This is a genomic window from Flavobacterium sp. 123 (genome assembly GCF_003634825.1).
GTDB lineage: Bacteria > Bacteroidota > Bacteroidia > Flavobacteriales > Flavobacteriaceae > Flavobacterium.
On sequence record NZ_RBXD01000001.1, the window covers coordinates 2509521 to 2533689 of the forward strand.

Here is a 24169-nt window from a genome sequence, read left to right on the forward strand (position 1 = left end):
TTGAAAATTCTAGATTAGAATAAACTATTTAATTTTACAATTATCAAAAAGAAAATCAAATTAGTAAAACAGAATGTTCACGAAAGACTTCATCGTGAACCTTCTTATGTCCCTTCTCAACTGAGAGTTTTACCAAACATTGTTATAAACTTAATTTGTTTCTTTATTTCATTTTTTGTGGTTTTTACTTTATTGTATCTAATTATCAATTATCTCATTCAGAAATTTTATCACTTAGAATAAAGAAATCTCTTTATTAGTGTACCAACAATCTGTTCAAGCATAATAAAAAAACGATTCATAATTGCCATTAGAAGTTCGTACTTCTGTTAGGCAATAAGAAGTGTTGCAATATTGAAAATATGATATGCTTGAATATTTGAATAATCAATTATCTTTGCCCAATATTTTGAAAGAAATAGCCATTACTTTATGATGAATTTTGACAAACAAAAAACATTAAGAAGTAAAAACTCTAATGAGAAAGACAATTTTAATATCAAATTATTCTTTTTTTATAAAAACTAGAAATAGTAAATATATAAATCGAATATTTTTTACTTTTTGAAATAATAAAATGAATCTTAACATACCTGATAGTTTAGAAAAAAGTGCTGTTTTTGAGCAAATTTCAGCAGCATTGGAAATAGAAAATTTCACTGTTATACAGCAAGATGAAACTCGTCCTTGGGGAGGCTTTTTTGTTATAGATGAAAATCAAGCTGCAGCTTTTGCAAGTAAATTTTTTCCACATCTTGAAATGGATGCAATCAGAATTACAAATAAGTTAAGCCCAAAAATTTTAGTGGTAGCACCTAATAAACGTTTATCATGGCAATTTCATTATCGTAGAGCAGAAATCTGGAAGATACTTTCGGGTGTTGTTGGAGTTAAAACGAGTTCAACAGACGAGGAAGGAGAAATTCAAAAACTTTCGCCAGGTACTTTTATCCAAATGAACAAAGGTGAACGTCATCGCTTAATAGGATTGGATTCATGGGGAATAGTAGCGGAAATTTGGCAACATACAGATCCTGAGAATCCATCTGATGAAGGTGATATAGTTCGTTTGCAAGATGATTTTGGCAGATAAACTGCGTATTAATCCAATATTTTAGTACTCAAGAAGAGTAATAAATAATTAATAAGGTTTAACTTTTTTAAATAAAAGTTGAACCTTTTTTTTATTTCATATAGTATGATAAATTCTAGAATTTTAAATATTTATAATAATTTTCTGTAGAATTAATTCTACTAAAAAACATTCAATATTCTACAAATGATTGATATTGTTGGAGTTAATTTTGGGAGGTGATATTTTGCTAAAGCTTGATAGCTTTTTGAATTGTTCTTAAATAAATTGAAAATTATCCCATTGGTTTTATTGATTGTGAATTAACAATGATTATAACCTAATTTAAAAAATAATATGAAATTAAATTTCGCCAAAGTTGAGAGTCATTTTAAAAAGAGTGATTTTTATGAGAAGCTATTAGAAGAAATTAAAGATATAGTTTTCGCATTTGTTATTTCAAATAACAATAATTACGATGTGCTTTTAGTAAATGAAGCAATCTTTGAAATGTTTGAATTGCCTTCTAAAGAAATTTCTCAAGACATTGCGAAATGTATTTATGATAGAGTATTTATTGAAGATAAAGATTTAGTCCAGCAATCTTTTCTAGTAGCTAGATTAAATATAAAAAAATGGGAAGTTGAATTTAGAGTTTTATTACCCAAAAAAGGATTACGCTGGGTTAAGATTTCTTCAAAAACAGAGTTGCAAGCAGATGGTAAAGTTGTTTTTTATGGTACAATACTAGATATAACGGATCTAAAATTTGAAAAGTATAAACTCGAATTTTCAGATGATCGATTTCGATTTGCTTTAGAAGCTTCAAATGCTGGAGTTTGGGATTGGGATTTGAGAACAAATAAGGTTTTTTATTCATCAGAATCTTTGAAAATACTTGAACAGGATTCTGCGGATATTTTTGATAACCCGGAACGTTGGGATAACATTGTTCATCCAGAAGATTTAGAGAAATATTATTCAACTATACATGAACATTTTGATAATAAAACACCATTTTATGAGAATATTCATAGGGTGCTTACTTCAACTGGAAAATACAAATGGATTATGGATCGAGGAAAAGTTATCGAACGTGATGCTGATGGAAAACCATTACGAGTTTTGGGAATCCATACGGATATATCTTTTCAAAAAGAAAAAGAATTGGATTTGTTGCGAATGATAAAGTTATATAGTGCTCAAAATAGTAGATTGTTAAATTTCTCTCATATTGTTTCTCATAATTTGAACTCACACGCAGGGAACATTAAATTGCTTTTGGATATTATAGACTTGGAAAATGATATTTTTAAAAAGAACGAAACATTGACGCATGTCCGAACAGTGTCAAATGATTTAAACAACACAATTCTACATTTATCTAAAATTATTTCAATTCAAAATAACTTAGATATTATAGTTGAGCCGTTGAAATTAAGTACATTTTTAAAAAACAATAGTAATACAATTAATGCTTATAGAAAAGAAAATAAAATTACTATTATTAATAATGTTCCTGATGATGCAATTATAAATTTTAACGCCGCTTATCTTGAAAGTGTTTTATTAAATTTTAGTACGAATGCTATAAAATATGCTCATCCAGATAGATCTCCAATTATTGAATTTAATTTTTTTATTGAAAATGGTAAAAAAATATTGACTGTAACCGATAATGGCTTAGGGATAGATTTAGATAAATACGGGCATTTATTATTTGGAATGTATAAAACGTTTCATAATAATGAAAATGCTCAAGGAATAGGTCTTTATATTACAAAAATACAAATTGAGGCAATGAAAGGAGAAATAAGCATAAAAAGTAAAGTAGGAGTAGGAACTTCGTTTAAAATCATTTTTAGCAATTAACTCTTATAATCCTATCATTTAATTTAAATAAGAAACAGTATAACAATTGATTTTAGAATGGAAAAATTTATAATTAGCAAAAAAAATGGAGAGTTTCGATTTGATTTTGTAGACGAAAGTGGAGACATAGTTCTTAAAAGTGGCAGTTATACCAGAAAAACAATGTGCATCAATGGAATTGAATCCATTAAGCGTAATTCACAAGATAATTCAAAGTTCAAAAGCAAAAGGTCCATTAATAATGAATCTTATTTTAATCTAAAATCATTTAACGGAAAAATTATCGGTGCTAGTGTTATGTATAAAGATAAAATCTCACGGGATTTAGCAATAGAATTTGTAAAAAAGAATGCTATTGGAGCAGGTATAGATGATCAGTCTAAAAGAATTTTAAAAGCAGAAAGCTATTTGTAGTTTTTATAACTTTAAATTCATAATGTTTTATGTAGAACAAGTTCTAAAAATTTTACGTCAATGTTTTACAAATTATTGTAGAAAAGGACGCTATTTTTACAATCGTGTTCTTATTTTAAATATTTAAAAAAAAATAATTTTTTAGTATAGCTTGTGAAAATTTATATATTTGTTTTTTGTGTAGTCAAAATTGAATAATTTTTACTGTTATTTAAAAGTTTTTCCCAAATCTCTTTTAAATTTTATTATTATTAACTTGTTATAAGAGTTAATAGTCGTTAATATTCTAAAATAACCTATTATTTTTTGTTATTTATTTAACAAGAAGTTTTTTTGTGATAAAGATATTTTAGTTTAAAATTTTATACTTCATAATTCTTTTTCAACCAATAACTTAAATTTTGAGTTGGGATTTTCTAATTCTTTATTTTATTAAAAAACAATAATTGTGATTAGAAAATATTTTACCTCCCCATCCTTTGTTATGCTGAAATTTGAGCATAGAAAAGCAATTCATTATATTTTATTGACTTGTGTAATATTTATACAAATTTTAGTAGTTGTGATTTGGTATAATGAAACCAAAAATGAGTCAAAACTGTCAAAATCACTTAGTGATATATCTTCAGCTAATAAGATAGCCTATTATACAAATAAAGTAAATAGTTCCTTTATTGATTCTCAAGAATATTTTAATCTTTACATCAATTATAAAGATGAAGTTTCATTAAAGAAATATGCTTCGTCATTATATGAAATGAAACAGTTTATCGATAGTCTTAAAGTTGTGTCTAATAATAATGAGACTTTTAAAAACATTTTAACTGAAAAAAATAGCGTACAATCAAATATTTTTACTTTAGAATCAGTAATAGATTCTATCATTAATAAACAGATTCAACCTAATGAAAATGATTTTGTAAAAAACTTTAAATTCAGAAAATTTGAGTTCAAGAAAATTTTAGATAGTATTAAAGTTAAATCTGACATGAAGATTGACAGCGTATCTAAAAAAGGATTGTTTTCTAGATTAGGAAATGCAATAGCGGGAAAATCTGATGTACAAAAAGAAAGGTTAAATGTAACTATTACCATGAAGTATAAAGATAAAGTTACATCTGGTAGTATAGAAGACCAAATTGCTGGAATATTTTTGATGACAAATAAATATTATGAAAATGAATTTAGTAATTTAAAGAAAAATTTTATTGACTTAAGAAATGAAGATTTAAAGCTATTAAAACTCAATGATAAAATATTTAAGCTAAGTCAAAATCTACTACCTAAATATAGTAGTGATGCTAATATGCTTCAGAAGAGTAGTCAGAAAAATTTCCAAGATCAATTTAGATTCAACAAATCAGTTCGAAGTTATGTTATAATAGCATTAATAATTTTAATGTTTATCATTTCAATTATACTTTTTAGTTTTACTCATATAGCATTCGAGTATGAAAAGAAATTAACTAATGCGCAAAATTTAATACGTCAAAGTTTAAATTTTAAAAATAGAATTATGGGAATGATAAGTCATGAAATTCGTTCTCCTTTAAGTATTATTTCTATTTATAGTGAAAAAGTAAGTGCATCTGTTAAAGACGTCGGAATAAAAGAAACTTTTAAATCGATTCAATTTACAACAAATTCACTACTTCTTTTAGCGAATCAAATCTTAGAATATTCAAAAGACGAAAAAAAATTACTTGAATTAAAATGTAAAAACTTTAATTTGAATACAGAAATTATTCAAATTGTTTCTTCTATGGCTTCATTGTTAGAGACAAAAGGCAATAAGATAGAATTAAAGACTAATTTAAATTCAGATTGTGAAGTCTATTCTGATGCGGCAAAAATCCATCAGCTTTTTTACAATATAATAGGTAATGCTAATAAATTTACAAAAAACGGATTAGTATCAATTATAGTTGATATTGAGAAAATTTCAGATTATGAATTAAATTTAAAAGTTGAGATTCAAGATAATGGAGCTGGTATTTCAGAAAATGATTTAAAAAATGTATTTGAATCTTATTTTCAAGGTACAGTTTCTGAAAAAGTGAATGATTTGGGAGTAGGATTAGGATTGAATCTTTGTAAAGAAATAGTTGAATTATTTAATGGTGAAATTAAAATTGAAAGTAAGGAAGGCATAGGGACAAAGGTCAGTTTTAATCTGATTTTGAACGAAATATAAATATAGGAAATAATAAATATAGTTTAAATTTTCTAAAATTATATTGGTTTTAAACATTATTTGTCGAGTTAGAAAAATTGTAAACAAGACAAATTTAAATTTATTAAATAAGATGAAATCATCAAATAGTTATAGTTTTTTAGTAGCCGATGACCATGGAGTTGTGAGGCAAGGTGCTTCTTTGGTCATTAGTGACTTATTTTTAAATGCAACAATTTATCAGTCAGGGACTTTTAAAGAGACGTTTAAAGTCCTTAAAGAAAATAAGATAGATTTATTGATTTTAGACATCAATTTCCCGGATGGTAATAGTTTAAATATTATTTCAGAAGTTAAAATTTTGCAACCAGATATTAAAATCTTGATGTTTACAGCATATGATGAAGAAATTTATGCGATGAGGTTTTTAAAGGCAGGAGCATCTGGTTATTTGAATAAAGTATGCAGTGAAGACGAAATGAAACTTGCAATTAATACTATGATTTTATCAGGAAAATATATTACTCAAAATGTTAAAGATAGAATTTTAGATTCCTATATGTCAAAAAAACCAAGCAATCCATTAGAACAGCTATCTAATAGAGAAGTGGAAATTGCAAGATTATTGATTAAAGGATATGGTAATCTTGAAATTTCAGATTTGTTGCATATCAAAAAAACTACGGTTAGCACTTTTAAAAATAGAGTTTTTGAAAAGCTTGGTATTGATAATTTAGCAGCTTTAATTAAAATTTTCGAATTGTACTTTGATACAACAGATTAGTTAAATGTTTATTGTAATTTCTATTTTTTATCCATATTTTTAATAACAATTCTTGTAAAACAAAACAAGAAAATTCTTTCAAAAATATATATTAAAAACAACACTTTTTTTAATATATATACAAATATTTTTTTGTTTTGCACAAACTCTCAATTGATTTTTAGATTTAATTAATTTAATGACGACATGCCTTTTTGTATATGTTGCTCTTGTTGAATTGTTTGTAATTTATTTTTTTAAAATTAAATTTTCTTTCTTCTTATCTCAGTTTAAATATTAGTAATAACGGATGACGTTTTTTTTGTAGAAATAATTCTACAAAACAACGTCATTTGTTCTACAATACGCTGGTTTTCTTGTGTTTATATTTGCTTCTGTATAAAAGGATAAGGTCTTGTATGGCTTTTTATAAGGTTTACAAAATCTAAAATTTTAAGAATACAAGCTTATTGTATTTTATAATATGAAATTTTTTAAAAAATTATTATGAAAAATTATTACTTAATACTTCTTTTTTTAGGAGTTGGTTTTTGTAGTTATGGGCAAGTTGGAGTTGGAACGTCATTACCTAACACATCATCTGAACTTGATGTGGTTTCAGAAAATAAGGGTGTTTTAATACCAAGAGTTCCATTACTAAGCACAATAGATGCTACAACAATTATTAATGGAAATGTAAATAGTTTGTTAGTATTTAATACCCAAACTATAGCAGACATAATACCTGGTTATTATTATTGGTATATCAATAAATGGTATCGATTAGGATCTTCAGTCTCAGAAATAGTCACAACATTAGTTGATAATGGGAATGGGACTATTACTTATACAAATGAAAATGGTACTCCTGTAACTATTAATTTGCCACATGGAGTTGATGGAAAAGGAATCACTAGTACGGTTGACAATGGAGATGGAACTTTTACGATTACCTATACGGATGGCACGACTTTCACAACTTCAGATTTAACAGGAGTCACCGGAGCACAAGGTACTGCCGGAACCAATGGAACCAATGGAGTTGATGGAAAAGGAATCACTAGTACGGTAGATAATGGAGATGGAACTTTTACGATTACCTATACGGATGGCACGACTTTCACGACTTCAGATTTAACAGGAGCCACTGGAGCACAAGGTACTGCCGGAACTAATGGGACAAATGGAACCAATGGAACCAATGGAGTTGATGGAAAAGGAATCACTAGTACGGTAGATAATGGAGATGGAACTTTTACGATTACTTATACGGATGGCACGACTTTCACAACTTCAGATTTAACAGGAGCCACTGGAGCACAAGGTACTGCGGGAACTAACGGAACAAATGGAACCAACGGAACCAATGGAGTTGATGGAAAAGGAATCACTAGTACGGTTGACAATGGGGACGGAACTTTTACGATTACCTATACGGATGGCACGACTTTCACGACTTCAGATTTAACAGGAGCAACTGGAGCACAAGGTACCGCAGGAACAAATGGGACAAATGGAACCAACGGAGTTGATGGAAAAGGAATCACCAGTACGGTAGATAATGGAAATGGAACTTTTACAATTACTTATACAGATGGCACGACTTTCACAACTTCAGATTTAACAGGAGCAACTGGAGCACAAGGTACTGCCGGAACTAACGGGACAAATGGAACCAACGGAACCAACGGAACCAACGGAGTTGATGGAAAAGGAATCACTAGTACGGTAGATAATGGAGATGGAACTTTTACGATTACTTATACGGATGGCACGACTTTCACGACTTCAGATTTAACAGGAGCCACTGGAGCACAAGGTACTGCCGGAACTAATGGGACAAATGGAACCAATGGAACCAATGGAGTTGATGGAAAAGGAATCACTAGTACGGTAGATAATGGAGATGGAACTTTTACGATTACTTATACGGATGGCACGACTTTCACAACTTCAGATTTAACAGGAGCCACTGGAGCACAAGGTACTGCGGGAACTAACGGAACAAATGGAACCAACGGAACCAATGGAGTTGATGGAAAAGGAATCACTAGTACGGTTGACAATGGGGACGGAACTTTTACGATTACCTATACGGATGGCACGACTTTCACGACTTCAGATTTAACAGGAGCAACTGGAGCACAAGGTACCGCAGGAACAAATGGGACAAATGGAACCAACGGAGTTGATGGAAAAGGAATCACCAGTACGGTAGATAATGGAAATGGAACTTTTACAATTACTTATACAGATGGCACGACTTTCACAACTTCAGATTTAACAGGAGCAACTGGAGCACAAGGTACTGCCGGAACTAACGGGACAAATGGAACCAACGGAACCAACGGAACCAACGGAGTTGATGGAAAAGGAATCACTAGTACGGTAGATAATGGAGATGGAACTTTTACGATTACTTATACGGATGGCACGACTTTCACAACTTCAGATTTAACAGGAGCCACCGGAGCACAAGGTACTGCCGGAACTAATGGGACAAATGGAACCAATGGAACCAATGGAGTTGATGGAAAAGGAATCACTAGTACGGTTGACAATGGGGACGGAACTTTTACGATTACCTATACGGATGGCACGACTTTCACGACTTCAGATTTAACAGGAGCCACTGGAGCACAAGGTACTGCCGGAACTAATGGAACCAATGGAGTTGATGGAAAAGGAATCACTAGTACGGTAGATAATGGAGATGGAACTTTTACGATTACCTATACGGATGGCACGACTTTCACGACTTCAGATTTAACAGGAGCCACTGGAGCACAAGGTACTGCGGGAACTAACGGAACAAATGGAACCAACGGAACCAATGGAGTTGATGGAAAAGGAATCACTAGTACGGTTGACAATGGGGACGGAACTTTTACGATTACCTATACGGATGGCACGACTTTCACGACTTCAGATTTAACAGGAGCAACTGGAGCACAAGGTACCGCAGGAACAAATGGGACAAATGGAACCAACGGAGTTGATGGAAAAGGAATCACCAGTACGGTATATAATGGAAATGGAACTTTTACAATTACTTATACAGATGGCACGACTTTCACAACTTCAGATTTAACAGGAGCAACTGGAGCACAAGGTACTGCGGGAACAAATGGAACGAACGGAAAAGGAATTACCGGTACTGTAGATAATGGGGATGGAACTTTCACGATTACGTATACGGATGGCACAACTTTCACGACTTCAGATTTAACAGGAGCAACAGGTGCGCAAGGTATTCAGGGATTAACTGGAGCTGATGGAGCAGTTGGAGCAACAGGTGCGCAAGGTATTCAGGGATTAACTGGAGCCGACGGAGCAGTTGGAGCAACAGGTTCACAAGGTATTCAAGGATTAACAGGAGCTGACGGAGCAGTTGGAGCAACAGGCGCACAAGGTATTCAAGGATTAACAGGAGCTGACGGAGCAGTTGGAGCAACAGGCGCACAAGGAGTTCAAGGTTTAAAAGGAGATACTGGAGCAGATGGAGCAACAGGTCCACAAGGTATTCAAGGTTTAACTGGAGCTGACGGAGCAGTTGGAGCGACAGGTGCGCAAGGCATTCAAGGATTAACTGGAGCTGACGGAGCAGTTGGAGAAACAGGCGCACAAGGAATTCAAGGTTTAACTGGAGCTGACGGAGTAGTTGGAGCAACAGGTGCACAAGGAATTCAAGGTTTAACTGGAGCAGTTGGAGCAACAGGTTCACAAGGTATTCAAGGTTTAACTGGAGCTGACGGAGCAGTTGGAGCAACAGGTTCACAAGGAATTCAAGGTTTAAAAGGAGATACTGGAGCAACAGGTGCACAAGGTATTCAGGGATTTACTGGAGCTGACGGAGCAGTTGGAGTAACAGGCGCACAAGGAATTCAAGGTTTAACTGGAGCAGTTGGAGCAACAGGTGCACAAGGTATTCAGGGATTAACTGGAGCTGACGGAGCAGTTGGAGCAACAGGATCACAAGGTATTCAGGGATTGACTGGAGCTGACGGAGCAGTTGGAGCGACAGGTCCACAAGGTATTCAGGGATTAACTGGAGCAGTTGGAGCAACAGGCGCACAAGGAATTCAAGGTTTAACTGGAGCAGTTGGAGCAACAGGTGCACAAGGTATTCAGGGATTAACTGGAGCTGACGGAGCAGTTGGAGCAACAGGTCCACAAGGTATTCAAGGTTTAACTGGAGCTGACGGAGTAGTTGGAGCGACAGGTCCACAAGGTATTCAGGGATTGACTGGAGCTGACGGAGCAGTTGGAGCAACAGGTGCACAAGGTATTCAGGGATTAACTGGAGCTGACGGAGCAGTTGGAGCAACAGGTGCACAAGGTATTCAAGGTTTAACTGGAGCTGACGGTGCAGTTGGAGCAACAGGTGCACAAGGTATTCAGGGATTTACTGGAGCTGACGGAGCAGTTGGAGCAACAGGCGCACAAGGAATTCAAGGTTTAAAAGGAGATACTGGAGCAGATGGAGCAACAGGTGCGCAAGGTATTCAGGGATTAACTGGAGCTGACGGAGCAGTTGGAGCGACAGGTCCACAAGGTATTCAGGGATTAACAGGAGCTGACGGAGCAGTTGGAGCAACAGGTCCACAAGGTATTCAAGGTTTAACTGGAGCTGACGGAGCAGTTGGAGCAACAGGTGCACAAGGAATTCAGGGATTAACTGGAGCTGACGGTGCAGTTGGAGCAACAGGTGCACAAGGTATTCAGGGATTTACTGGAGCTGACGGAGCAGTTGGAGCAACAGGCGCACAAGGAATTCAAGGTTTAAAAGGAGATACTGGAGCAGATGGAGCAACAGGTGCGCAAGGTATTCAGGGATTAACTGGAGCTGACGGAGCAGTTGGAGCGACAGGTCCACAAGGTATTCAGGGATTAACAGGAGCTGACGGAGCAGTTGGAGCAACAGGTCCACAAGGTATTCAAGGTTTAACTGGAGCTGACGGAGCAGTTGGAGCAACAGGTGCACAAGGAATTCAGGGATTAACTGGAGCTGACGGAGCAGTTGGAGCAACAGGCGCACAAGGTATTCAGGGATTAACTGGAGCTGACGGAGCAGTTGGAGTAACAGGCGCACAAGGAATTCAAGGTTTAAAAGGAGATACTGGAGCAGTTGGAGCAGCAGGCGCACAAGGTATTCAAGGATTAACTGGAGCTGACGGAGCAACAGGTTCAGCAGGAACAAATGGAACTAACGGTGTTGATGGAGCGGTAGGACCACAGGGTCCAATAGGATTGACTGGTGCAACAGGTCCAGCTGGAGCAAATGGTGTTGGAGGTGTAACTACTGCAGGAACAAACATATCGATGACAGGTTCTGGAACAGTAGCTAGTCCTTATATTGTAAATGCTATCATACCAGCTACTACTCATACATTATCTAATCCAGTAAATACAATTACCTCAGTTGTAAATGGGGTTAGTGTTACTGCACCAGCAGTAAATACTGTTTCTAATACTTTTACTTCGGCAACTAGTTTGTTATCAACAACTGTTAATGGTGTTCTCGGAGGAACGGTAGATTTAACACCACTTAAAGTGGAACCATGGTTCAAACAAAGTTCAGTTGGTACTCAAGCTACTTCTAATACAGAAAATATTTATATGATGGGTAAAGTAGCTATTGGTCAAGTAGCAATGTATGGACTTCCTAGTAGCGAGAGGCTTGCTGTAAACGGTACTATCAGAACAGCAAGTAGTGTTTATGCGGATTATGTATTTGAGGATTATTTTACTGGATCATCCAAAATAAAAGAAGATTATAAATTCAAATCTCTAAGCGAAGTAGAAAGTTATATTAAAGTGAATAATCACTTACCTGGTGTAACTTCAATTAAAGATTTAGTAAAAACAAAAGAAGGTTATTCTTTTAATTTAACAGATCTATCAGTACAATCTTTAGAAAAATTAGAAGAATTATACTTGCATGTAATTGAGCAACAAAAACAGTTAGATGAAAAAAATAAAGAATTGGAAATTCTTAAAAACAATGCTAAAGTTACGAATGAAAGGTTAGAGAGATTAGAGAAGTTATTAATAGAAAAATAAAAACAAATTAAGGTTTAGAAAACCTGATTGATTTAAATGTTTAGCAGCATAAATATTTTTAATTATATAATTTAAGATACAATGATTAATAAAATTTCATTTATTATACTATTTCTAATTGTTTTTATTTCAGGATATTCTCAGAATGAGAAAACAGGTATTGGAACGGTAAATCCACAACAAGCGCTACATGTTGCGGGAACCTCTACATCAGTAGATATAGGGACTACAGGAGTTAAGTTAGTTAATCCAACTATTAGAGTAGAAGGTCTAAACAGTACAAATAATACGGCTCATTTAGCAGCTGATGGGGCAAGCTCATTGAAAAGAGTTTATGCCAATCAGAGTGGAGATTTACTTTTAATAAATGGTACTTTGGAACAGCCTAATATTGCTCAGCAATTTGGAGATGCTATTCCTACAAATGAGCTTATAGGAACAGGAGGAGGGACATTTCAAAATACGGTTTTAAAATCGCAAACGTTTACATTAACGCAGGAATCAGTGGTTTATTTTTCGGCATCATTTGCCGCTCTGCTACGCGAAACGGTACCTGGTTCTCCAGTTACTATAAATGACGGTCGAGCTAAATTATACGGAGCTTATTATCAATTTTCTGCAGCTCCTGCTGGGGTTTCCACAACGGCAACTTTTGGGAATAATAAACAAACATATGCTAATGTAAGTACTGGTGTTGCAGGTGATTTTTTTCTTTCTCCCCGTGCAGAACTAGTCCTTCCTGCAGGTACTTATACAGTAAATCTTTATGGTGAATTGTTCTCAAGTGCGGCAGGGAATCGATTTAGAGTTCAATTTGCAGGTACGACAACGGCTGAGAATTTTTTAATCAATGCTTCACCAACTAAATACTAGTAATAGATTTAAAAATAAAAACAATGAGAATCAAACTTTTTTTCCTGCTGTTTAATTTAGTTTATATTGTTAATATATATGGGCAAACAGGTATAAATACAGTTAGCACTACACCTCAGCAAGCTTTACATGTAAATGGAACTTCTGTTTCCAGCCAAATTGGAACTTCGGGTGTTTATTTGGTAAAACCTACTATTCGCATTGAAGGGCTCAACAACACTAATAATGCTGTTGCTTCAGGTTCTACATCACTTGTTCAGCATGTATCTGCCACACAGGATGGGGACTTTATATTAAGCAATGACTATGTTGCTCCTTTAGTCACAACTAAACTAGGGACAGATGAAATAACCACAGCAGTAACAATAAATGTTACGACATCAAGTCTTATTATCGGAGTTTTAAAAACATATAGCTTTACGCTAAACCAACCCTCAGCGGTTCATTTTTTAGCATCAGTTAGTGTCTCGGTTTATGATGGTTCTGGAGTTGTAATAACAGATAATATGGATAGACTTTACCGTTCTTATTTTAATTTTACAGCGGCACCTACTGGTGTTACTATTAGTTCTCCATTTGGCCATAACGGCTATAGTTACACAAATGGCAGTACAACAGGAGCAGTAGGTGATATGTTTCTACAGCCAGAAGCTTATTTGATATTGCCAAAAGGTAGTTATACTGTTCAGCTTATTGGGGCAGTTGTTACTGGAACAGCTTTGAATGGTAGTTTTTTTCCTCTTCGTGCTATTTTTGGGCAAGCAGGCTCAGATATGGTTAGTATTATAGCAACAGCATTATAAAAATAATTCCATGAAAAAAACAATAGGATTAATAACATCGCTGATGGCTTGTTTTGTGAGTTTTTCACAGACTGCTCAAACAGGTATAAATACATTGCTTCCTCAGCAAGAGTTACATATTGCTGGGACACCATCAACTACTACGGCAATTGGCACCACAGGTAAAAATGTGGTTACGCCTACCATCAGGCTTGAGGGTTTAAACCAAACTAATAACACGGCTCATCCTGTTTCACCAGCTATCTCAACTTTACCAATTTATGCAACAGTTGATGGTAATTTAGTTTTAGGAACAAGAACAAAAGTAATAACGCAAACCTTGCCAGGTCAAGATGCTATAACAGCAACTGCTTATATCGGCGTAACAGGTACCGCCGATGTGGTAACTACCTTGAAAACAATAACTTTTACTATAGATAGGATCTCTCTAGTTTACCTGAATGCTAATGTTTCGATGTCTTATATTGGTACCATATCAACTCCATCATTTGCTTTTATTGATGGAAAGGCTAGGCGAATGGGAATTCAATTTATGTTTACTGCAGCTCCTGTTGCAAGTGGTGTACCAACGGCTGTTGCCTTTGCAGAAAATTCAAATTCATACACAAACGGAGTAGATGGTTCCACAATTATGACTGGGTTTTTCTATTATAATTTAGGAAAAGCAATTAAGCTTACAGCGGGTACTTATACATTGAATATTTCAGGCATTGCATCTGCTAATGGAAATTCTTTTCAACTTGGTTATGGCGCAACTGCTACTGATGCTGTGAATATTGTTGCGATAGCTCTATAAGTTTGGGCAGTTTTTAATTTATAGGTTGATTTTAATCATGTCATTTTGATGATGGTTTTACGGATGTAGTCATTATAATAGTAAGGAATAGTAGGCTTTATTCAGTTACAGTAGCTGTCAAACAAATTAATAAAACTAAAATGAAATATTTTGAATATAAAAGGTGTTTTTGATTTTTGCTTAATTGTATGAGTATAATTAATTCAAGAACTATATTTCTTATTTCATGTTTTTGTTTGCTTAATTATTGATTTTTAATAGAATGAATTCTTTTTTTGTTCTTCTAGTTTTAACCTTATGTGATCAATGTTGTAATTTTTTTGTAGAAATAATTCTACATCAACGTGTTTTTTGTTCTACAAGTTATTGATTTTCTTGTATTTACCTTTGATTAAATATAAAATAATTGTCTTTTGAGGCTTTTTTTGTATGTAAATACAATTTGAAATTTTATGAATGCAAGCTAATAGTATTTCATAAAAAGAATTTCTAAAAAAAAATATTATGAAAAATTATTACTTAACGCTTCTTTTTTTAGGAGTTGTTTATTGTGGTTATGGACAAGTAGGAATAGGAACTACTTTGCCTAACACATCATCTGAACTTGATGTAGTGTCAGAAAATAAAGGTATTTTAATACCAAGGGTTTCATTAACAAGTACTATAGATTCAATAACTATTACTAATGGTAATGTAAATAGTTTATTGGTATTTAATACACAAACTATTGCTGATATCACACCAGGGTATTATTACTGGTACATCAATAAGTGGTATCGAATAGGAACTACACTTGCAGAAACTATTACAACATTAATTGATAATGGAGACGGGACAATAACTTATACAAATGAAAGTGGTACTCCTGTGACTATTAATTTGCCAGTTGGTCCTCAAGGTCTAATAGGATTAACAGGTCCAGCGGGAGCAACAGGAGCGCAAGGAATAGCAGGAACAAATGGTACAAACGGAAAATCTGTAACAGGTTCAACTTACGATTCAACAACTGGTATAGTTACCTTTACTTATTCTGATGGTACAACTTCTACAACCTCTGACTTAAGAGGAGCAACTGGAGCAGCAGGGACAAACGGAACAAATGGTACAAATGGAAAATCTGTAACAGGTTCAACTTACGATTCGACAACTGGTATAGTTACCTTTACTTATTCTGATGGTACAACTTCTACAACCTCTGACTTAAGAGGAGCAACTGGAGTAGCAGGGACAAACGGAACAAATGGTACAAACGGAAAATCTGTAACAGGTTCAACTTACGACTCAACAACTGGTATAGTTACCTTTACTTATTCCGATGGTACAACTTCTACAACCTCTGACTTAAGAGGGGCAACTGGAGCAGCAGGGACAAACGGAACAAACGGAAAATCTGTAACAGGTTCAACTTACGATTCAACAACTGGTATAGTTACCTTTACTTATTCCGATGGTACAACTTCTACAACCTCTGACCTAAGAGGAGCAACTGGAGCAGCAGGGACAAACGGAACAAATGGTACAAATGGAGTTGATGGTGCAGTTGGTTCACAAGGTCCAATAGGGTTAACAGGTCCAGCAGGAGCAAATGGTATTGATGGAATAAACGGAACTAATGGAGTTGATGGTGCAGTTGGTCCACAAGGTCCAATTGGCTTAACTGGTTCTGCAGGAGCAAATGGTGCCGATGGAGTTGGAGGTGTTACAACAGCAGGTACAAATGTTACTATAACTGGTGTAGGAACCGTGGCAAGTCCTTATATAGTAAATGCAAGCTCACCAACCCAAACTAATACAACACTTGCATTAGATACAACAACAAATATACTTACTTATACTAATGAAAATAGTGATAATCCTACTATAGACTTATCTACTTTAAAAATTGAACCTTGGCTAGTACAAACTACAACAGACCAAGCTACTTTAAATACACAAAATATTTATCAAATGGGTACGGTAGCCATTGGCAAAAATGAAGTTTTAGCTGATGTAGCTTTAGATGTTCAAGGTGCTATACGTGTGGGTTCAAACCATATAGGTTTAGTAGGAGCTAATAGTGCTGCTTTTGGAGATAATGTTAGTGTTTATGCTAGAAATTCTATGGGTATTGGTAATCAGAATAAAATTTTTAGTGACAATGCTTTAATTGTTGGCCGTAACAATCTAATAGGAGTAAACGGAAATTCTAATGCTATTTTTGGTTCAAATAATAAGGAATATAATGCAGGAGGAGTCTGGTCTAACAACACCATTTTTGGTGATAATAACACCATGACAGGCGAAGAAGGAGGCCCAACCTTACGTAACAATACCGTTTTCGGAGAGAAAAATATCATCACATCAATAGGATCTGGTGCACGTATAAACAACAATACACTTTTTGGTAACAACAACTGGTCAGGTATTTCATCAAGTAATTCAACCATTTTTGGCGAATACAATATTTCTGACAGTTATAATCAGTTCATTATTGGTAAGGCAAATAGAAATATCTATGGTTCTATATTTGAAATTGGTATAGGTACTGACGCATCAAATCGTGCGAATGCCCTTACGGTAATTCCAAATGGTAATGTAGGTATTGCTAATGAAGCAGTTAATCCTACTGAAAAATTAGATATTGGTTCTGGTAATGTTCGTGTGCGTGATATCAATACAAACACAGGTGCTTCAACGGATAATATAGTAGTTGCTGATGCAACGGGTGTGTTAAAAACGGTTCCTGCTTCTAAATTTAGTAAAATTGATTACAGTTATGTTGAACAAGAAACAGGTAGAAAATGGGTTGATGGAACTCCTGCTTTTGAAATTACAGGGCATTTTAATACAACAGCTGATTTTACGACAATAAATGTGCACGACCTCGTTCCTAATTTTGTAACTACTGATCACGTTATGTTGTTAGAGGTGCGTTTAATTTCAGTAGGTTTTCCTGGTACTTGGAACGGAACATCAGTTGATATTGAAGCAGTGTCTAAAATTTCTACACATGTACAAAGTTTTAGTGCTACAACAGGTATTATGACCTTTGGTACTCCAGGTTCACTTGCTGTAAATCATCCTGCAGGAGAATATTACATCATTATTGAATATGTGAAAACATATCCTACAGCTAACGCTAGAATGTCAGGGAGAGCTAAATAAAAGCTAAAATTATATAGCCAATTTTAAAATAAATAAAAATGAAAAATCGTACAAAAATATTCTATATAAGTAGTTTTCTTTTCTTAGGGATGCAAATGCAAGCACAGGTTAAAGTAGGGGATAATCTAACGGCAATAAATCCTAATGCAGCACTAGAAATAGAAAGTACTACCAAAGGATTAATCATGCCACGTATAGCATTAACAGCTACTACGGATTTTGCACCAATGTCAGCTCATATACAAGGAATGTCTGTATATAATACAGCAACAGCTGGCGATGTAACACCAGGGTATTATTATAATGATGGTACAAAATGGGTTCGACTTATAGATATTATTGCAAAAGAACCTTGGCAAGTAGAAAGTACAACAAATCAAGCTACTACAAACACTCAAAACATTTATCAAATGGGTAATATTGGGATTAAAACAAATGCTCCCAATTCAGCCTTAACGGTAAATGGTTCGGCTAATAACTTATTAGCTTATGATGCAGGTACAGACACAACAATAGATTATTCAAAAAGTAATTTAGCTTATACTACTGCAAGTGCAGGTAATATTTTCGATTTACAAAATATAAAAGATGGCGGGACTTATACGCTAGCAGTACAAGGAAGTGTTTCTGGAACGGCTAATTTTACTTCAGCTGGATTTACAGTTCATTTACCTGTAGATAACGGACCATCGGTAGTAACGGGAGGAAAACACTCTATATATACAATCCTAGTATTGGGAACACATGTTTATATGTCTTGGATAACTGGATTGTAATTAATTGTAGTTTAAAGAAAAATATAATGAAAAAAATAATATTCAGTTTCTTAATTATTATGCTTGCTAGTTTCAGTTTGCATGCTCAAATTCCAGGAACTCCATTTTTCTGGCAACAACAAAAAAAAGTGGATAAATCATCTGATCCACAGGTAGATCCATTCGTGTTGCCTATACTTCCTACATTAAATTGCAGTAGTCCAGCAGTAGTGTGGAGCGATAATTTTGTTGTGAAAATTAGTAATGCAGGAGCATTTCCTACTTCAGGACCTATTACAATAAAAATTACAAATCCTAATTTCACTATTCCAAACAATCCTTATTTAAAATTAACATGGGATTCTGCTGCTACATCCGTAACGTCTTCAACACTAGGTCAGACCTATACAGTAGATAATGGAAACTGGATAGCAACTATTTTAACTAATGGAGATATAGATTTAGAGTATAATGGAGCACCCTTAGCTCCTAATCAAGATATTTATTTAGGGCTGGGTGTTTATTATGATCAAAGTGCAAATACCTTTTGTGGTACAGAATGCGGGATTTCTACTATGGGATTAGGTGTGTCTATTATGGAAGGATCCGGCGGTGAGGTTAATTTTAGTAATAATACACAAGTTGTTTTAGGTAGTGTATTTTGTAATGCATAGTTTAAAGGAAATTTTAAATAATGAACAATCTAAGTCTCCGCTTTTTTTAAAAAAATATAAAAACATGAAAAAAATAACTAAAAACAAATCACTATTTACACTATTGCTCATATCGTACATTGGTGTAGCTCAAACAGTTAATGTAGGTGACTTATATATTAGTCCTGGCACAATTATGTCTACAGTAGGAGCAATGGATAATAAGAGTACGGGTAACCTTTTCAACGATGGTGATTTTTATGTCTATAGTCATTATAACAATGACGGTCTTGTAAGTTTTTCTTCGGGTTCTACTACAGGTATTACTCGTATGAGAGGAATGTTTGGTTACCAAGACATATCGGGTACTATACCGATGGAATGGTATAATGGAGAGTTTTATAATACTAAAATACAACCCGCTTTTCACTTATCTAATGAAGTAAGTATCTCTGGAACTTCAGATTTTCAGCAAGGGATTATAGATGATGACAATTATGGGGGACTTTTGGTTTTTCAAAATGAAGCGGAACATATAAATGTAGATAATGATAGTCATGTTGATGGTAAAGTGAAAAAAAATGGAAATGTGCCTTTTATTTACCCAATCGGAGACAAAAATCTATATCGTTTTGCAGGAATTTCAGCACCAGAGCAGTTGTTAAGTAGTTTTACTGGTAAATATTTCTATGATAATTCTAATTCTTTATATCCACATATTAGTAAATCAAGCTCAATAGGTATTATAAATGATCAAGAATATTGGACTTTAGATAAAACAGCAGGTACATCAGATGTAATTCTTACTTTGAGTTGGGACGAATCGACAACAACACCTGCTAATATAATTGTTTCACCACAGAGCGATATACGCATAGTTCGCTGGGACGCTGCCAAAAACCTTTGGGTGGATGAAGGAGGAATAGTTGATAGTTTGAATAAAACTGTAACTACCCCAATAAATGTTTCAGGATATAATGTTTTTACAACAGCTAGAATTGATGACAGCGTGATATTACCATGTAGTACTTTGTCGGTTTATAATGCTATATCAATGAATAATGATGGTATAAATGATTATTTTAAAATAGACGGATTGACAGAATGTTCAGCTGATAATACAGTAGAAATATACAACCGTTGGGGAGTAAAAGTATTTGAGACTAATAATTATGGTTCTAACGGAAATGTGTTCAAAGGATATTCTGAGGGAAGGACTACAATTTCAAAAGGGCAATTACTTCCTGTAGGAACCTACTTTTATATTTTAAATATCAAATATAAAACAGCAACTAATCTTACTCAAACGGTAAAAAAATCAGGGTATTTATATCTTAATAATTAATCAATATCTAAACGGAACTATTTCATTGAACTGATTTTTATTATTACTAAATAATGATATCTATAAAATTAATTCCAAAAATATTTTTTTTGACCAGTAAATTTAAAATCACATGAAAAAAATAATAGTAGTATTTGCTTTTCTCTGTTTGAGCTTAATTAGTTATGCACAACAAGACTCGCAGTTTACACAATATATGTATAACACGATTAATGTAAATCCAGCATATGCTGGGTCTAGAGAGTCTATGAATATTTTTGCTTTGCATCGTACACAATGGGTTGGTTTAGATGGAGCTCCTGTAACGAATACGGCATCAATCAATACTCCAATTAACGGTAGCAATGTAGGATTAGGGGTTTCTATAGTGAATGATAAAATAGGACCATCGGATGAAAATAATATAGCTGTAGATTTTTCCTATACCATTCACACATCAGACACTTATAAATTGTCTTTTGGATTAAAAGCAACTGCTAATCTTTTGAATATTGATTTTACGAAGTTGAATAAAGACGATATGAATGATTATAATTTTGACACAAATATTGATAATAAGTTTTCTCCGAATATAGGTGTTGGATTTTATTTACATTCTGATAACACCTATATCGGAATATCTGCCCCTAATTTATTGGAAACAAAACATTTTGACCGATATGCAGGCACAGGCTCAAATAGTCATATAGCAAGCGAAAAAATTCATTATTATTTAATCGCAGGTCATGTATTTGATTTGAGTTCAGAAGTTAAATTCAAACCATCAATACTTACTAAGGTAGTTCAAGGAGCTCCATTGCAACTGGATATATCAGGAAACTTCTTGATAAACGAGAAGTTTGTAGCTGGATTAGCTTATAGATGGAGTGCAGCTGTAAGTGCAATGGTTGGTTTTCAAGCCACAGACTCTTGGTTTATTGGATATGGATATGATTTAGAAACAACAAGACTAGCAAATTACAATTCAGGTTCCCACGAGATATTTTTACGTTATGAATTGTTTAAAAAATACGATAAAATTATATCCCCAAGATTCTTTTAACACGACACACTATGAAAATTAATACTTTATTTTACACTGTTTTTTTTAGCTTAATAATATTACAAGGTTTTGCTCAAAGAGCCAAAGTAGCTTCAGCAGATAAGCAATACGACCAGTATGCTTATGTTGATGCAATAGCCACATATGAGCGAGTTGCCGAGAAAGGGTATAAGGATGAAAAAATGTTTCAAAAGTTAGGAAATGCTTACTATTTTAATGCAGAGTTGTATAAAGCTGTAAAATGGTATGATGAACTTTTTATAATGAATAAAGACCAAGAGTCGGAATATTATTATAGATATTCACAATGTTTAAAATCCGTTGGAGATTATGCAAAAGCAGATAAAATGCTTGAAGAATTTAATAAAAAATCGGGTAATGATAAAAGAGCAAAACTCTATATGAGTCATAAAAACTATCTAGAGGAAATTAAAGCTAATTCTGGTAGATATAATATAGAAAATGCAGGCATTAACTCTGAGTTTTCGGATTATGGGAGCTCATTTTCAGGAAATAAGTTAGTTTTTACTTCAGCAAGGGATACAGGCGGAATTTCTAAAAAAGTATTCAAATGGACTAATCAATCTTTTACCAATTTATATAGTTCAGATGTAAAACAGAATGGAGTATTAGGCGAACCAACGCTATTTAGTAAAAATATAAATTCAAAATTTCATGAATCTACCCCAGTTTTTACAAAAGATGGTACAACCATGTATTTTACTAGAAATAATTATTTAGATGGTAAAAAAGGAAAAGATAGTAAAAGAATAGTTTTATTGAAGATATATAAAGCTACAAAAAGAAATAATAAATGGGTTAATGTTATTGCATTACCATTTAATAGTGATGAATTTAGTGTTGCTCATCCAGCATTAAGTCCAGATGAAAAAACCTTATATTTCGCTTCAGATATGCCAGGAACATTAGGGCAATCAGACTTATTTAAAGTCTCAATTAATTTAGATGGAAGTTATGGTAGACCTGAGAATTTAGGAGCAACAATAAATACAGAAGGAAAAGAGACTTTTCCATTTATTACAGATGACAATAATGAATTATATTTTTCTAGTGATGGTAGACCAGGCCTTGGAGGACTAGATATTTTTGTTGCTAAAGTAGAAAAAGATAATCTTTTTAAAGAAATACATAATGTAGGGTCTCCAGTAAATGGTCCTCAAGATGATTTTGCTTTTTTGATTGACAATAAAAGCAAAAATGGTTTTTTTACTTCAAATAGGGATGGAGGATTAGGATATGACGATATTTATAAATTTACAGAAACTAAAAAACTTACTTGTGAACAAGTTTTAGCGGGAATAATAACTGATCAAGAAACAGCTTTAGTACTACCAGAGTCCAAGGTCAGTCTATTTGATGAAAAGTTTCAAATCATCAAAGAATATATATCGGATGATAAAGGTTACTATACTTTTGAAGTTGACTGTGGAAGAACCTATTATGTAAGAGTTGAAAAGCGAGAATATCTAACAAAAGAAGTCCCCGTAATAATAGAAAAAATTACAGGAAAAACGGATTTATCTTTGGCTTTGGAAAAACGTACAAAACCTATTCAGATTGGGACTGATTTAGCAAAAACACTTAATATTCCTATTATTTATTTTGATTTAGACAAATCATTTATTAGAAAAGATGCCGCTTTTGAGTTAGAAAAAGTAGTCGCTGTAATGAAGCAAAACCCCAATATGTATATTGATGTACGTTCGCATACGGATAGTCGTCAAACGCAACAATATAACAAAGAACTATCAGAAAAAAGAGCAAAATCTACTATAGCATGGATGATTAAACAAGGCATTGAATCTTCACGATTAACAGGAAAAGGTTATGGAGAAACTCAATTAATAAATAAATGTGCTGACGGAATTTCCTGTACAGAACAAGAGCATCAAGCAAATAGACGTAGTGAATTTATTATTATATCAATGTAAACTGGTGATAGGATCATATTAATTTTAATTTATAAACTTATGAAATCATTTAATAATAATTATAGTTTTTTAATTGCAGACCATCATGCGGTTGTTAGGCTTGGTATTGCTGAGATGATGAAAGAGTCTTTAAGATCTATAACAATATATGAGTCAGATACAATAGTTGATACTTTCAAAATTTTGAAAGAGACCAGAATAGATTTTATGATTTTAGGTGTCAATTTTCCAGAAACTGACGGTGTTATTAGTGTTGTAAATATTAAAAAAATACAACCAGGAATTAAAATTTTAATATTTAGTGATTACAATAAAGATATTTATGAAAAGCGATACTTAAATGCTGGTGCATCTTTATATATTAATAAAATAAGTGGAGAAAAAGAAATAAAGTTAATGCTAAAGAACATTATTGTAGCAGGGCAAAATTAACAGTAATATTTGAAAAA

At 33.5% G+C, this 24169-nt stretch carries 16 protein-coding genes; all 16 read left to right on the top strand.

Going from position 1 to position 24169, the window contains the following annotated elements; all coding sequences use genetic code 11:
- Positions 1-577 precede the first annotated feature (577 nt).
- On the top strand, positions 578-1093 hold the full coding sequence (locus tag C8C88_RS11080; protein ID WP_121338181.1) for a phosphoheptose isomerase: 516 nt from the start codon (positions 578-580) through the stop codon (positions 1091-1093).
- Positions 1094-1429: 336 nt separating this feature from the next.
- Positions 1430-2944 (top strand): PAS domain-containing protein, encoded by a 1515-nt coding sequence (locus tag C8C88_RS11085; RefSeq protein WP_121338182.1) that lies wholly within the window; start codon positions 1430-1432, stop codon positions 2942-2944.
- 57 nt (positions 2945-3001) lie between these two features.
- Positions 3002-3358 (top strand): YegP family protein, encoded by a 357-nt coding sequence (locus C8C88_RS11090; protein WP_121338183.1) that lies wholly within the window; start codon positions 3002-3004, stop codon positions 3356-3358.
- A 448-nt stretch (positions 3359-3806) separates the two neighbouring features.
- Entirely contained in the window at positions 3807-5552 is a 1746-nt protein-coding gene (locus tag C8C88_RS11095; protein ID WP_147403451.1) for a HAMP domain-containing sensor histidine kinase, read from the top strand.
- 112 nt (positions 5553-5664) lie between these two features.
- Entirely contained in the window at positions 5665-6315 is a 651-nt protein-coding gene (locus C8C88_RS11100; RefSeq protein ID WP_121338185.1) for a response regulator transcription factor, read from the top strand.
- Between the two features lie 486 nt (positions 6316-6801).
- Entirely contained in the window at positions 6802-12357 is a 5556-nt protein-coding gene (locus tag C8C88_RS12945) for an S-layer family protein (RefSeq protein ID WP_121338186.1), read from the top strand.
- A gap of 81 nt (positions 12358-12438) precedes the next feature.
- On the top strand, positions 12439-13230 hold the full coding sequence (locus C8C88_RS11110; protein ID WP_121338187.1) for a hypothetical protein: 792 nt from the start codon (positions 12439-12441) through the stop codon (positions 13228-13230).
- A gap of 23 nt (positions 13231-13253) precedes the next feature.
- Positions 13254-14033, top strand: a complete 780-nt coding sequence (locus C8C88_RS11115) for a hypothetical protein (RefSeq protein ID WP_121338188.1) — start codon at positions 13254-13256, stop codon at positions 14031-14033.
- A 10-nt stretch (positions 14034-14043) separates the two neighbouring features.
- The gene (locus C8C88_RS11120; RefSeq protein ID WP_121338189.1) at positions 14044-14829 is read left to right on the top strand and encodes a hypothetical protein; all 786 of its coding nucleotides are present in this window, start codon (positions 14044-14046) and stop codon (positions 14827-14829) included.
- A gap of 504 nt (positions 14830-15333) precedes the next feature.
- Positions 15334-17973, top strand: coding sequence for an S-layer family protein (locus tag C8C88_RS11125; RefSeq protein WP_121338190.1), 2640 nt, complete (start codon positions 15334-15336; stop codon positions 17971-17973).
- A 38-nt stretch (positions 17974-18011) separates the two neighbouring features.
- Entirely contained in the window at positions 18012-18749 is a 738-nt protein-coding gene (locus C8C88_RS11130) for a hypothetical protein (protein ID WP_121338191.1), read from the top strand.
- 26 nt (positions 18750-18775) lie between these two features.
- Positions 18776-19402, top strand: coding sequence for a hypothetical protein (locus C8C88_RS11135; protein ID WP_121338192.1), 627 nt, complete (start codon positions 18776-18778; stop codon positions 19400-19402).
- Positions 19403-19466: 64 nt separating this feature from the next.
- Complete coding sequence (locus C8C88_RS11140) at positions 19467-20726, top strand: gliding motility-associated C-terminal domain-containing protein (protein WP_158588994.1); 1260 nt, start codon at positions 19467-19469, stop codon at positions 20724-20726.
- Positions 20727-20838: 112 nt separating this feature from the next.
- Positions 20839-21768, top strand: coding sequence for a type IX secretion system membrane protein PorP/SprF (locus tag C8C88_RS11145; RefSeq protein WP_121338194.1), 930 nt, complete (start codon positions 20839-20841; stop codon positions 21766-21768).
- An 11-nt stretch (positions 21769-21779) separates the two neighbouring features.
- Positions 21780-23720, top strand: coding sequence for an OmpA family protein (locus tag C8C88_RS11150; RefSeq protein ID WP_121338195.1), 1941 nt, complete (start codon positions 21780-21782; stop codon positions 23718-23720).
- Positions 23721-23759: 39 nt separating this feature from the next.
- Positions 23760-24152: a response regulator transcription factor gene (locus C8C88_RS11155; RefSeq protein ID WP_121338196.1), complete on the top strand. Its 393-nt coding sequence runs from the start codon at positions 23760-23762 to the stop codon at positions 24150-24152.
- The last annotated feature ends 17 nt before the right edge of the window (positions 24153-24169 follow it).

Coding starts and splice junctions, on each gene's coding strand:
- C8C88_RS11080 (WP_121338181.1), top strand. CDS start 578: ATGAATCTTAACATACCTGATAGTTTAGAAAAAAGTGCTGTTTTTGAG.
- C8C88_RS11085 (WP_121338182.1), top strand. CDS start 1,430: ATGAAATTAAATTTCGCCAAAGTTGAGAGTCATTTTAAAAAGAGTGAT.
- C8C88_RS11090 (WP_121338183.1), top strand. CDS start 3,002: ATGGAAAAATTTATAATTAGCAAAAAAAATGGAGAGTTTCGATTTGAT.
- C8C88_RS11100 (WP_121338185.1), top strand. CDS start 5,665: ATGAAATCATCAAATAGTTATAGTTTTTTAGTAGCCGATGACCATGGA.
- C8C88_RS12945 (WP_121338186.1), top strand. CDS start 6,802: ATGAAAAATTATTACTTAATACTTCTTTTTTTAGGAGTTGGTTTTTGT.
- C8C88_RS11110 (WP_121338187.1), top strand. CDS start 12,439: ATGATTAATAAAATTTCATTTATTATACTATTTCTAATTGTTTTTATT.
- C8C88_RS11115 (WP_121338188.1), top strand. CDS start 13,254: ATGAGAATCAAACTTTTTTTCCTGCTGTTTAATTTAGTTTATATTGTT.
- C8C88_RS11120 (WP_121338189.1), top strand. CDS start 14,044: ATGAAAAAAACAATAGGATTAATAACATCGCTGATGGCTTGTTTTGTG.
- C8C88_RS11125 (WP_121338190.1), top strand. CDS start 15,334: ATGAAAAATTATTACTTAACGCTTCTTTTTTTAGGAGTTGTTTATTGT.
- C8C88_RS11130 (WP_121338191.1), top strand. CDS start 18,012: ATGAAAAATCGTACAAAAATATTCTATATAAGTAGTTTTCTTTTCTTA.
- C8C88_RS11135 (WP_121338192.1), top strand. CDS start 18,776: ATGAAAAAAATAATATTCAGTTTCTTAATTATTATGCTTGCTAGTTTC.
- C8C88_RS11140 (WP_158588994.1), top strand. CDS start 19,467: ATGAAAAAAATAACTAAAAACAAATCACTATTTACACTATTGCTCATA.
- C8C88_RS11145 (WP_121338194.1), top strand. CDS start 20,839: ATGAAAAAAATAATAGTAGTATTTGCTTTTCTCTGTTTGAGCTTAATT.
- C8C88_RS11150 (WP_121338195.1), top strand. CDS start 21,780: ATGAAAATTAATACTTTATTTTACACTGTTTTTTTTAGCTTAATAATA.
- C8C88_RS11155 (WP_121338196.1), top strand. CDS start 23,760: ATGAAATCATTTAATAATAATTATAGTTTTTTAATTGCAGACCATCAT.